The 11,950-nt window shown below is 43.2% G+C and carries 11 protein-coding genes and 1 pseudogene; 6 read left to right on the top strand and 6 right to left on the bottom strand.

Annotated elements, in window-relative coordinates; all coding sequences use genetic code 11:
- Positions 1-20: 20 nt before the first annotated feature.
- Positions 21-326: an ArsR/SmtB family transcription factor gene (locus tag L4D79_RS04860; protein WP_428648111.1), complete on the bottom strand. Its 306-nt coding sequence runs from the start codon at positions 324-326 to the stop codon at positions 21-23.
- A 436-nt stretch (positions 327-762) separates the two neighbouring features.
- Here L4D79_RS04860 and rsgA point away from each other — a divergent pair, with 436 nt between their 5' ends.
- Positions 763-1,806, top strand: coding sequence for a ribosome small subunit-dependent GTPase A (rsgA, locus tag L4D79_RS04855; protein WP_428648108.1), 1,044 nt, complete (start codon positions 763-765; stop codon positions 1,804-1,806).
- Between the two features lie 65 nt (positions 1,807-1,871).
- Here the strand turns inward: rsgA and L4D79_RS04850 are convergent, their stop codons facing one another.
- Positions 1,872-2,819 (bottom strand): bile acid:sodium symporter family protein, encoded by a 948-nt coding sequence (locus L4D79_RS04850; RefSeq protein WP_428648106.1) that lies wholly within the window; start codon positions 2,817-2,819, stop codon positions 1,872-1,874.
- Between the two features lie 285 nt (positions 2,820-3,104).
- Positions 3,105-3,884, bottom strand: coding sequence for a transporter substrate-binding domain-containing protein (locus tag L4D79_RS04845; protein WP_428648104.1), 780 nt, complete (start codon positions 3,882-3,884; stop codon positions 3,105-3,107).
- Positions 3,885-4,196: 312 nt separating this feature from the next.
- Between L4D79_RS04845 and L4D79_RS04840 the strand changes: the two genes are divergently transcribed.
- The 4 genes and pseudogenes from L4D79_RS04840 to L4D79_RS04830 all read left to right on the top strand — a co-directional run bounded on the left by L4D79_RS04840 (position 4,197) and on the right by L4D79_RS04830 (position 6,942).
- Positions 4,197-5,228, top strand: a complete 1,032-nt coding sequence (locus L4D79_RS04840) for an AbrB family transcriptional regulator (protein WP_428648101.1) — start codon at positions 4,197-4,199, stop codon at positions 5,226-5,228.
- Between the two features lie 138 nt (positions 5,229-5,366).
- Positions 5,367-6,050, top strand: a pseudogene (locus tag L4D79_RS04835) (endonuclease); the annotation flags it as partial.
- The gene (locus L4D79_RS29910; protein ID WP_489685939.1) at positions 6,027-6,299 is read left to right on the top strand and encodes a sunset domain-containing protein; all 273 of its coding nucleotides are present in this window, start codon (positions 6,027-6,029) and stop codon (positions 6,297-6,299) included. The pseudogene L4D79_RS04835 and the gene L4D79_RS29910, both read left to right, overlap by 24 nt.
- Positions 6,300-6,639: 340 nt before the next feature.
- Positions 6,640-6,942, top strand: a complete 303-nt coding sequence (locus L4D79_RS04830) for a hypothetical protein (RefSeq protein WP_428648098.1) — start codon at positions 6,640-6,642, stop codon at positions 6,940-6,942.
- A gap of 35 nt (positions 6,943-6,977) precedes the next feature.
- On the opposite strand, the gene L4D79_RS04825 is transcribed toward L4D79_RS04830, so the two are convergent.
- Both L4D79_RS04825 and L4D79_RS04820 read right to left on the bottom strand, forming a co-directional pair.
- A complete protein-coding gene (locus tag L4D79_RS04825; protein WP_428648095.1) occupies positions 6,978-7,658 on the bottom strand; it encodes a hypothetical protein in 681 nt (226 codons plus the stop codon).
- 88 nt (positions 7,659-7,746) lie between these two features.
- The gene (locus L4D79_RS04820; RefSeq protein ID WP_428648093.1) at positions 7,747-8,079 is read right to left on the bottom strand and encodes a hypothetical protein; all 333 of its coding nucleotides are present in this window, start codon (positions 8,077-8,079) and stop codon (positions 7,747-7,749) included.
- A 307-nt stretch (positions 8,080-8,386) separates the two neighbouring features.
- Here L4D79_RS04820 and L4D79_RS04815 point away from each other — a divergent pair, with 307 nt between their 5' ends.
- Positions 8,387-9,877 carry a DUF726 domain-containing protein gene (locus tag L4D79_RS04815; RefSeq protein WP_428648091.1) on the top strand — a complete coding sequence of 497 codons (1,491 nt, stop codon included), beginning with the start codon at positions 8,387-8,389 and terminating at the stop codon, positions 9,875-9,877.
- Positions 9,878-10,162: 285 nt separating this feature from the next.
- On the opposite strand, the gene L4D79_RS04810 is transcribed toward L4D79_RS04815, so the two are convergent.
- Entirely contained in the window at positions 10,163-11,767 is a 1,605-nt protein-coding gene (locus L4D79_RS04810; protein ID WP_428648088.1) for a BCCT family transporter, read from the bottom strand.
- Between the last annotated feature and the right edge of the window lie 183 nt (positions 11,768-11,950).

Below are 11,950 nucleotides of genomic sequence, written 5' to 3'. Positions count from 1 at the left end.
AATTAAGAAAAGCAGGAAGATTATTTTTGCTCAGCACAGGTTTCGTCAATACAGCATTCATCCTTTAGAAAACCAATGACACCATCAAGTTGCTCATATTCCGCAACGCAATATAACGTTCGACCTTCACGGCGTTGGGTAAGCAGGCCCGCAGAAACAAGGCTTGAGATATGATGAGAAAGCGTTGATCCCGGTATGGCGAGCTTTTCCTGTAAGCTACCTACAGGTGTACCTTGATATCCCGCGCGAACAACGGCTTTATAAATACATAAGCGAGTAGGGTGACCTAGCTCTTTTAGCGCCTTTGCGACAACTTCAATTTCCATAATTGGTCATTCCAGAAAGAATCTTAATTCGATATTACTGGAACAGTTTCGTCTACGCCAGTTGTAACCTGCCAAATTTTTCTGGAGGGATGAGTTTGGTCTGTTAGCAAGCTCTCCGAATGAAGATACGGGGTTTAAGACTACCCATTTGCCAAAGTTCTGTTATTATTCATCCGAATATCAATGAGACTCACAGGAGATAAAGATGATTGTATTACGTACCCACTCGGCAAAGACAGTGAAGGTAGCACAATAAGCGATACCCTATAAACAGTCACAACTTATAATTTTCAGTGACTTAGAATTATCTGCTTTCCACTTCCTTTCTATTGCCCGGTGTGCCTGAACCCGGGGTCTATATATTTATTTGACCCTCTATTCTCTTTGATACGCATTGTCAAAGCCGCTTATGCTTGGTTTGTGCGTGGGGAAAATAATGAATTCTACAATTACACTTAGCCAACTTGGTTGGCAGCCAGTTTTTCAACAACAACTAACACTAGAAGACTATGAGCAGGCAAGTATTGCCCGCATTCTTGCACATCACCGAAATGGTTATGCACTGCTGACTGAGAACGGTCAAACCACACTTGAGATACACCATTCACTGCCAACGATGACAGTGGGGGACTGGGTGTTGATCGATAGTGAGAATCGGTTTATCCGTTTGTTGGAACGAGTTTCCCTGTTTAGTCGAAAAGCAGCAGGTGCCAAAGTGGCTGAACAATACATTGCTGCCAATGTTGATACTCTGTTTATTGTCTGTTCGTTGAATCAGGACTTTAACTTAAGCCGTATCGAGCGTTATTTATCTATTGCCCGTGAGGCAAATGTCGAGCCTGTTGTGGTTCTAACCAAAGCAGACTTGTGCCAAGACAGTGAAGATAAACGTCAGCAAGTGCAATCCCTTGACTCAATGCTCATGGTTGAAGTGCTTAACGCTTTGGAACCAGCGTCATATTCGGTTTTGGAAACCTGGTGTCGAGCCGGAAAAACTATTGCGTTTATGGGATCATCAGGCGTGGGTAAGTCGACCCTTGTCAATACGTTGATGGGAGGCTCGGTTCAGCAAACTGGTTCCATCCGTGAAGATGATAGTAAAGGGCGCCACACTACAACATCACGTTCGTTGCATTTCATGCCTACCGGTTCTGTGTTGATTGACACGCCAGGAATGCGCGAATTGCAACTGGCCGATTGTGAGAGTGGTGTGAATGAAACGTTTGCTGATATCGAAGCGTTGACTAAACAATGCCGTTTCAGTGACTGCCAGCATCAGGCAGAACCGGATTGTGCAATTCAACAAGCATTAGAAACGGGCGAGGTTGATTCACGGCGAGTACAAAACTATTTCAAGTTGCTTCGTGAGCAAGCCCGTAATACGGCCACACTGAGTGAGCATCGGGACAAAGACAAGCAGCTTGGTAAGATGTACCGCTCGGTTCAAAACCATAGCCGGCAACGCAAAAAAGGGTATTAATCTCTTGATGTGTTAAAACTAAGCCCTGCCAGCAAAGTGTTGCTGCAGGGCTTTTTTCTAGCTAATTAACGTTGTGTTTCACAGGCTGTTGATGTCTGGGGTCTATTGGTTTGTTTACTTGCCCAATAACCCGCCAATAATGAACCAGATATATTGTGCCAAACAGAGAATATGGTGCCTGCAATAGCAGACGCTGGCGAGAAGAACTTCATTGCTAATGCAGTAGCTAGCCCTGAGTTTTGAAGGCCGACTTCAAAAGCGATGGTTCGGCATGTCGATTCACTGAAGCCGAGTATGCGGCAGCTGTAATAACCAGCAGCGAGCCCAATGCCATTGTGGAGAATAACAGCCAGTGCCACCATTGGACCGACTTGGCTTAAATTGTCGGCATTGAGCGCCACAACAATTGCGACGATCAAAACAATGGCGACCATTGAAACCAGAGGTAGAAGTGCATGCACTTTTGCAACGGCTTTTTGCGCAAAGCTATTGATGAGCAAACCGATACCAACTGGTATTAATACAATTTTCACCAGGCTCATGAGCATGGCTGAAACAGGAACATCAACGGTTTCGCCAACCAAGAACTCGACCAGCAATGGCGTGAGGATAACGCCAAGTAAGGTTGAAATTGCCGTCATAGAAATAGACAGTGCGACATTGCCTTTAGCTAGAAACGCCATCACATTGGAAGATGTACCACCGGCGACGCTCCCAACCAGCACCATACCCACAGTGAGTTCGGTACTGAATCCCAACAAGGCGCTGATTAATAGAGCCGTGAGGGGCATGATAAGAAATTGCAGAACGACCCCAACTCCAACCGCTTTCTTATGCTGGACGACATTAAGGAAGTCCTTCGGTGATAAGCTAATACCCATCGCCAGCATGATGATGGTCAGCAAAGGGACGATTTGAGCTTTCAGCTCAACAAATAAGCCGGGGGATATATACGCTAATAGTGCAAATATAACAGCCCATACTGGGAATAATTGGGTGATCCTTCCTATCATTTTGACTTCCTATTCGTTTTCTCCCATACGCTTGGGAAAAATTATTTTTATTTAATGTGTGACAATTATCTTTTCACAAAGCCTATTGATAAAACAGTAAGGGAAGTTAATAAAGCGGTAGATTCTATTTTAGTTTTCGTGGCATGAATGATGTATCAATACCGTGTAATTTCTTAGTTTGAACTGATAGATAGAAAGCACTTACCAGAGTTTAATACTGTTGCAGACTGTCAATATTGGCTAGAGTGCCACTGAGTAGTGGCACTATTTTGCTTGCTTGGGGGCTTATATTTTAATGCCCATATTTTTATCTATGATTTGATCAAGCTGACCGCTTTCTACCAGTTTCGCGAGTACTGCATTTATACGCGCTTTGAGCTCGGCATCTTTTGGCATCATTGCTGCAATGCTTGACTCTGTGAACTGCTGTTCAGGCATAGAGCGGCAAAGCTCTACATGGTGGCGGGCGCGGTAATCCGCTTCAACAGAATCGGTGATCATAAGATCAACTGTGCCATCGAGAATTCGGTCATAAACGTACTTATTGGTAGGCTCTACATGCAGTTTTGCTTGTTTCAGGTTGTTACGGGCAAATTGTGCATTGGTGCCGCCTTCATTAATCACGACAGTGGTTTCTGGCTGATCAATTTTCTCTAGTGTATTGAACTGGTCTACGTGTTCACACAGAGTGATAGGACTTTTACCATAGCGGTAATAGCTGGTAGAAAATTCTGCGAATTCCTTGCGAGCAGGATTCACTGAAATCCCACTCATACCGATATCGTACTTACCGTTTTTGAAGTCTTGCATCAGCGTTGGCCAGCTTGTTGGTACCAGTGTTAGCTTTACACCTAGCTCTTGAGCAATAACCGCGGCAAGATCATGCTCAATACCCACGTAGCTACCATCACTGAGTTTTTCAGAGAATGGCATATAGTCGCCAGTGACGCCGATGCGAATTTCATTGGTTTGCTCGATTCTATCAAGCGCTTCACCGGCAAGTGTGGAAGTGGAAGCTAGTGCAAGAGTCCCTAGCAGAGTGACAGTTAGTAATGTTGGCTTCATGTTCAGTATCTTATGTTGTGTTTTTTCTTAGTTGGGCTGTGATAAGCCTCGCTTTGTTCTCGTAGTCAACATATTCGAACTGAAGTTGCGATGCAAGATAAAATGTCAATACTATTGGTTGTTTCTGGTGTTTGGTGTTTTGTATAAATATATTTACAGTCTTGTCAGTGGCGCTATTTTGCTTGTCATTGTTACCCATATCAATTTTCACATATGTAACCCTATAGATTACGTTGTAGGTCATGTCTATTTCTTGTTTCTATTGATAGATTTATGTTCTAACTGAATGCAGTAAAAGGGATTGTTGTAAGGATGGAATCGATGGGCGTGGCCGTTATTATGGTGCTGGGGTTGTTGGGTGCTTATGTCGCTAGTTTCCTTAATCTGCCTATGGGAGAGTTGTTCGGGGCCACATTGGTTGTTATTGCTTGCCTAAAATTAACAGGTAAAGTTATAAGATTACCTGCCTTCATTATTCTTTTGGTCCAAATAATCTTGGGTGTGAGCATCGGTATTACTGTTCAGTTGAACCAGTTGGTAGCGGCTTTCTCGCCATTGCTGCTAGTAGGATTAATTCTTTGCATGTTATCCCAAACTTTAATTAGCTTTTTGTGGCTAAATAAAAAGGAAGGTTGGCGGCCTTTTGAGTCCTTACTCGGAGCAATTCCTGGTGCTTTGGGCGCAATTTTAGTGTTAAACGAAGAGCAGGAAAAACCATCCCCAAAGGTGATCGTTTCCCATACCATGCGTCTTTTGATGCTGGTGGTCTTGGCCGGTTATATCGCATCACAAGGTGCGGAAGTCATTGCTAAAGATGTTGAATTCCCCTTAAGTTGGGGGCTGCATTTGATTGCGATTGGTGTCATGAGCTTCCTGCTTGGCAAGCTAACTGGGCATATGGGACTACCAGCGCCATTTATGGTGATGGGGTTATTTGTCAGTCTTGCCTATAACAATCTGGTGCTTGGCGGTGAAATTTCCGCAGTACCGAAAGAGCTAATTATATTTGCGACTGCGATATTGGGTGTACTGATTGGCGTCAGGCTAGCCGAGACGACACTACGAGAAGCACTGCGTTATTCTCGAGCGGGTCTCATTATTACCACGATGGGCATTGCTATCACTTTCTGCTATGCCATTGCCTTTAGCTACCTCACTACAAAAGGGTGGGAGGTGCTTCTCCTTGCTTGGCTTCCCGGTAGTGTAGAGGCGATGACGGCTGTCGCGATTTTGATAGGGTTGGAGCCTGCCTTTGTTGCTATTAACCATGTGATGCGTTTGAGCTTGTTGTACATGCTACCGAGTGTATGCAAAGCACCGTTGCAGCAGTTGAGTAAGCGGTAAAGATGATTAAGCCATCTTTACTATCTTCTTCTCATGCTCGAATATCTCATACCTTTTAGTGCTACTGATGTATTTATCGTATTCTTTATAGTGTTATGTCATTCTAGTGTTCTCTATCAATATCATTGCCGATGAAACATGACAAAAACACTGCTTTTACCGCTATTCGCGCTTTTTTTATCTACTGCTACATTTGCTGCACCCAACAATTTTAGCCATGCCAAAGTGTTAGCAAAAGAAAATGTTTACTTCGACCAAACTGATAACGGTACGTTTTACTGTGGCTGTAGCTATACCTTTATGGGGAAAAGTGGCGGCCGAGTCGACCTAGAAAGTTGTGGGTATGAAGTTCGTAAAAACCAAAATCGTGCACAACGTATTGAATGGGAACATATTGTTCCGGCATCTAACTTTGGTCGAGCGAGGCAATGCTGGCAAGAGGGCGGACGCAAGAACTGTGTGAAAAATGATCCTGTTTTTGCTTTGATGGAAGCGGATATGCATAACCTGACGCCTTCCATTGGTGAAGTAAACGGTGACCGCTCAAATTACAATTTCAGTCAGTTTAATGCTTCGAAAAATCAATATGGCCAATGTGATTTCAAAGTGGATTTTAAAAGCCGCTTGGCGGAACCAAGGGATGAGGTAAAGGGGCAGGTAGCTCGAACCTACTTTTATATGTTTGACCGCTATAATTTATCGATGTCCACCCAGCAGCAGCGACTATTGGTCGCATGGGATAGACAGTATCCTGTCTCTAAATGGGAACTTGAGCGAAACCGTCGTATCGCAGAGCAAATGGGCCACGATAACCCGTTTGTGACAGGTAAAGAAGTTTGGCATGTTGGTCATAAAAACAGTGGCTCAGGCTTGAAAGCAACGCTGGTTGCGAAAGAGAGTGTTGATACAGAGTCAATGCTATTTATCCGAGGTAATAAGAACAGCAAGGTGTATCACTTACCAACGGGGTGCCCGAGCTATGACCGTGTCAGCCCAAAGAATGTTGTTAATTTTCATTCTGAGCAAGAGGCATTATCTGCAGGTTATCGTAAAGCCGGAAATTGTTCATAAATCAAATTGTAAATTTGGCTGAGTTTTTTTGCTCAGCCAAAACCTCTCATCCAGAGTGCAGTACTCTTCAGGACCTTCAAGCTGAGCGCATTATATTCTTCAAATTAGAGAAATGAGATTTCATTAACTGTGTCATGAGTTGGCTTATTAGTGATTAATTTTGGTTTTGGAGGGTGTTTCTAAATGTAATACCTTGTTTTCGCTTATTTCTAGTTATATGTTTTGGTAAAAAACGTGTGTCAATCGGACAGGATGCACGTGTAGCAAATCTCATCTTTTCGATAAGCAAACCTAATGATAATTTTAACTTTGTTCAAATTTGTTGATGAGTAGGGTACATATGGAAAGTCTGGTGGTAATCATAGCTGCGATCTTATGGACTGCTGGGCGCTATCGTATCCACACCCCTGCTGAGTGGCAGGCTAAACCCTGGTTTATCAAAGGGCTTGCTATTACACTCGCGATCTTTCCTTCATTATTTTTCTATCATTGGGATGAGCTAATTACCTCGGCTGTATTCTTATCAAAAAATCAGATCATCTTCTGTGAGATTTCACTGCGCTTATTTCTTATTGTCATGGCAATTCAAAGCCTGATGGGTATTGTTTTTATTGTTAGCTCACTAAAGAGTACAGAGAAGTAAACCCAAGCGCTTGGCTTGGGTTAGTCATATATTTGCTATTCAGACTCAGATTCAGTAGTCGAAGGTATATTGATAAGACCGGTACCTGCATCTCGGATAAGGTTTACCGGAGAAAGGAGCACACCTTTCACTGCGCCTTGTGTTGCCTGTTGAGTTAACTGTTCACTTTTTTCAACGATTTCATCTGTTTTCGCTAGGATCACTGGTACGTCTGTGCGTAACTGCTCTGATTCTGCAATGACTGCCGGTATAGTGGTTTCCCTATAGCCCGTACTTTCAATAATGGCCGCCGGAATTATATCCGTTCTATATTGTTTGAGTTCAGTTAGTGCTAAAGGCAGAGTTGTGCTGTTGACGGTTTCAACGGTCTGAATCACCGATGGAACCGTTTCGCTTCGGATCGCTTTGACTTCTTCTAATATCCTAGGGATTTTCCGATCAACCGAGGCAATAGTTTGATTGACTCCCTCGATAGTCGTTGTGATATCGCCTGCTACAGCGAGTGCTTGTGGTGTCAATTCTTCAAACGTGCGTGCTAATAGCAGCCATTGTTCGATTTCGAGTTTATCTGCTGTTGAGTTGATATCTGCCATCATCTGGGGATAGTAATCGACAACGTTATTGATCGTACTGGTAAACGAGTGGATGGTATAACCCAAATAAAAGATAGCGACAGCCAAAAAAAATTGTATTGCGGTGCCCAGCTGGTTTTTCATAACGACATCCGTGTGAATGAATTTACTCTAAGGGAATTATAAGCATTTGAGTGTGGATTGACATAGGAGCAATGTGTTGTTGCCATACTCAATCAACGAGGGTGGTTTTAGCTAACATATTACAAAAAGGCTGTTTTGTTATCATGTCGCTAATATAAATCACCTTAATATCATCTCCTTGTTGAATGAATGCGACCCGACAGCTTAATGTTGAGGTTAGCACTATTTTATATTCTTGTATTTTAACGCCTTTATGAGTCATTTTTTGAGCGAGTTTTATTTTATAACTGTTACTACTTAAAAGTACGGGCAATCTTTCTTCAATATCGAGTTCAATTTCTTTTTTGAATTTTGAGTGCTTTGTAAAAAAACGACGTAAATGATTGTTGTGGTCATAAGTAATTGAGCCAAATAATTGCATGAATTAATCCCACTATTTATAAACTTGTTAGCATCTAGTCTACACCCTCTGAAAAATAACAAAGTGTGATCTAGGTTATGTTTGGCTAGGGTTTTACAGTCTTTCTAAGTTTTACATAATGAGTGTTGCCAATTTCCTTTCCTTCCGTACAGCATCTTGTTGATGCTTACCTGCTAATGCATGTAAATCGTCTTATCACACCATGGCCGAGAACAGAAAGCCAAACTCCATCCATAAAGCAGGCTTTAAATGATGTTTACAGTATGTCATACTAAATATGATTTCAGCGTTGTTAGTGAGGTAGGGGATGGCAAATATTACCAGTTATTGTTCGTGGTGCTTTGAGCAAACTGAGCACACTCAAGTTGTACAAAATTTCTTGAGTAGAAATATTTACCAGTGCACAAGTTGCAAAAACAGTACAGTGCAGTGCCGCTACTGTTCACACATGGCAAAAAGCACACCCAGCCCAGAAACGCTAAAAGATATACAAACAGCCCGTCTAGCTGATGAAAACGAGCACCGAGCTTTAAAAGCAATAGGTAAAATCAGCTCGGCTTTTTCCAAAATAGATCAAAGCTGGAATAATGAGCTGTGCGCTGAACATGATGGTTCTATCGCTTCATTTAAGTCCCTATCTAAAAGACTTAGTGACATATCAGAATACGAGTCACTGTTTGTTCGCGAGCAGATTAACTTAGCAAAACCCGCAAAACATGCAGCTTATGCCGGTGTCGGTCTTGTTAGTGCCGCGGCTATTATTGGCACAGGCGGTACGGCTGGGCCAATTGCTGCCGCGATCGGGAACATGGGGGTGCTAGGCGCTTCTGGTACAGGAGCTACCATTGCAGGCCTCAATGGTGCGGCTTTAACCAGCGCGTCATTAGCCGCGATTGGTGGCTCGGTTGCAGCAGGGACGATGGTAATTACCGCCAGTGGCGGAGCGCTGGGAGGCGTTCTAGGTGGTGTCCTTGCTAATAAATTCCACGGGGATGACACTAGTTTTTCTATAAAGAAGCTCAAGGACGTTAAGAGCTCCGAGGATAGAACCGTTTTCATCAACGGCTTTACTCAAAAAAATGAAACTGACTTCCATGACTGGCAAACTGAACAGTTATTCGCGGGGTTGAAGCACTCTACTTATGGCGTCACTTGGGATGCAAAAAGCAATGCCAGCCTTGGTGCTGCGTTTGCGGGCGGTGTTGGTAAGAAAAGTGCGCAAGCTGCTCTAGCCGCGCTTGCCAAAAAAGGCGGGATTAAGGCAGCGGCAAAGCTGGGCCCAGGAGCAAGCCTTGCTTTAGCAGCAGATATAATTTCAAACCCTTGGCATTCAGCAATGCTTCGTGCAGCACAAGCGGGCACCCAGTTAGCAGAAAGCATATCCCGCACATCAGGGCAAAAGTTTAACCTAGTCGGTCACTCTCTGGGATGTAGGGTCATTTACTACACATTGGCAGCTTTAGGCACTAAGTCCCATAAGTACATAAATGATGTGATCCTATTAGGAGGAGCTGTCGGGAAAGATGATGAAAAAGGCTGGGCAAATGCAGCTTCTGCCATCGACGGCACGCTATACAATTGCTTCAGCAAAGAAGATATGGTGTTGAAAAAACTCTATGAGACAGCCAATGCTAAATTGACCAAACCTATTGGCTATTATCCTATTCCTTTTGATTTACCAAAAGTTAAAAATATTGATTGCACAGACTTAGTGAGTTCCCACATGAAATGGAAAAGTAACTATGCCGATATATTGCAGCGTATTTATTTTACCAATTCTGAAGTTGCCTCGTGCTAAGTGCCGCTCTAACCCCGTTTATTGTATTAATCGTCATGTGGCTAAATGTCTTTTATGACACAATATCAGATAGAGCAATATCTTGGTGGGAATGGGTGTTTGTTGCCACTTACACAGTAGGCGTAGTTACTTATCTTAGTCTTAAAATAAAAACGAAAGACAAACCAAGATAATCAACTCGCTTAGATATAAAAAAGCAACGATCCCAATTGTTTGCAATTTGAGTTAGGTAAAAAAAGGCTTATCGATGCGTTAATTCGATAAGCCTTTTTTGTGTACCTAATCCTAAGCAGGTTTCTTTCGGGATGCCTTGGATTGCTCGACCTCAGTTAATAGGCCTCTCACCAAGCTCAAACTGCCGAGTATTAGGATTATTGTAAATGGAAGGGCTGCAATAATGGTAATGGATTGCAGAGCTTGAATGGAGTCAGTCCCACCAATCCACAACATAACCATAGCAATGGTGGCAGAGATAACCGCCCACACAACCTTTTGTCTAATGGGTAGTTCTAATTTACCACCTGCGGTCATGCTATCGACAACGATAGAGCCAGAGTCAAGAGTGGTGACAAAGAAAACGATGATTAGCGCAACAGCAATGACAGAGAGAATATTTCCGATTGGATAAGCATCTAGCATGTAGAACAAGCTTAACGAAACGTCAGTAATCCCTTGCTCACTGCCAAGTAGGCCAACCTTATCAATGATCTGTTGGATAGCGATGCCTCCAAAGAAAGACATCCACGCTGTCGTAACCAATGTTGGGATAACTAATACACAAGTTAAGAACTCACGGATTGTGCGACCCTTCGAAATGCGAGCGACAAACATGCCAAAGAATGGCGCATAAGCTACCCACCAAGCCCAATAGAAGACGGTCCAACCGTGTAGCCACGTCGTGTCTTCACGGCCAGAACTTTGACTCAGCGGAATGATGTTTTTCACATAACCCACCACGGCAGTCGATAATGAATCTAATGTGGTTGTGAAATTAAGAATGGCGAGAAAGCCCAAGAAAAGAAAGGCAATGATCATGTTGAGATTACTCAACAGTTTAACACCACCGTCCATCCCCCGAACCACAGAGACAATAGCAAGCCCCATGATGACAAGGATAATCAACAGTTGAAGGAAGAGGCTATTTTCAAGACCGAATACGTGGCTTATGCCACTTGCGGCTTGAGAGCCACCTAAACCCAGTGAAGTAGCAAGGCCGAATAAAATAACTAACACGGCCATGACGTCAATTACATCACCAATTTTTCCCCAGACCCTGTCACCAAGTAGTGGGTAAAAAACAGATCGCATTGAAAGCGGCAATCCCTTGTTATAAACGAAATAAGCCAGAGAGAGTGCCGTCATGCCATAGATGGCCCAAGCATGAAAGCCCCAGTGAAAGACTGCTGCACCCAGTGCCAGTTCTCGACCTTCCTGCGTAAAGGGTTCAACATTTAGCGGAGTACCAAACCAATTAGTGAAAAAAGCTGTTGGTTCAGCTACACCCCAGAAAATAAGCCCAATCCCCATACCTGCGGCAAATAACATGGAGATCCAAGATAGAGTAGAGTAGTCAGTCGTGGCTTCATCGCCACCTAAGCGAATTTTACCTAAAGGAGAGAAAGCGATACCAATGGCAAAGAGTAGCAGTATGTTTGCGCCCCACATAAAGATGAAGTCAAACTTAGATAGTGCTGCAGCCTTGACGGAATCTATGGCAGCTTTAGCATCTGCTGGTGAAAGTATTAAGAGTGTGACAATAAAAAGAATGGATAAGCCCGCGGAAGCGGTAAAAACGGTGTTGTGGACATCCATACCCCATTTGGTGACGTTGTCCTGACCAACTTGATAATCTGTAGAATCTATACTGTATTTTTTTGATTTAAATCTCATAGTTATGAGGTTTGTATATTCGAATAAACGAATACAACGACCAACTCCATGTCCAATTAATTACTGATTAGCGTGCAAATCGCATACAAATAATGGGTTCTATCCCATGACCTTCTTTAGGCCTATTTGATGTTCCGTCATCTAATCCCAAGCCGACCACCATAACACAAAATGAGTGACTTT

It is taken from the genome of Photobacterium satsumensis, from assembly GCF_050336935.1.
Classification (GTDB): Bacteria; Pseudomonadota; Gammaproteobacteria; order Enterobacterales; family Vibrionaceae; genus Photobacterium; species Photobacterium satsumensis.
Note: the sequence above shows the minus strand (reverse complement) of the source record. Positions and strands in the feature narration are given on the sequence as shown.